The sequence below is a fragment of the Clostridium polyendosporum genome, assembly GCF_018332455.1.
Classification (GTDB): domain Bacteria; phylum Bacillota; class Clostridia; order Clostridiales; family Clostridiaceae; genus Clostridium_AY; species Clostridium_AY polyendosporum.
The window spans coordinates 1-491 of sequence record NZ_BOPZ01000075.1; the positions used below are offsets into that span (position 1 = coordinate 1).

General features: G+C 31.2%; 1 protein-coding gene. It reads right to left on the reverse strand.

Features of this window, described 5'->3' with window-relative positions:
- Nucleotides 1-491: transposase (locus CPJCM30710_RS17430; protein WP_212905400.1), on the reverse strand; the 491-nt coding region annotated here is incomplete at both ends.

The window sequence follows — 491 nt, forward strand, 5'->3', positions numbered from 1 at the left end:
CTCACCATTTTCATCAAATGTCATTATCTCCCTATAGCTACTAAACGTTAAATTTCCACTAGGTGTAGAACCCATGATAACTTCTGTATCATATACATCATTAGTCGGCTCCGCATCGATAATCCTTTCTTCCATTACTGCTGCATTTTTTAATCCCCTAGTAACAAACTTTATACCTGCTTCATTTAGTTTATCGTACCATCTATAGTCATAATATCCTCTATCAAAAACATATATTGAGTTTTTATCTTCAAACATGTTATCAATACATTTACGATCATTAATTTTTCCTTTTACTATATTTACTTTTTCGGGATATTCCCCATTAAACATAGTACTAATTTTTATTGCAGCTTTCTCGTCGTCAATTTGTAAATGTGGAGCTAGTTTTAAAGCTACTAGTATTACAGTAGAATCGATAATTTTTAATGGCATGAAGTGTTTAGATAACTGTACTGAGCCAAATAAGGTCTTTGCTTTTTTTACTAAGT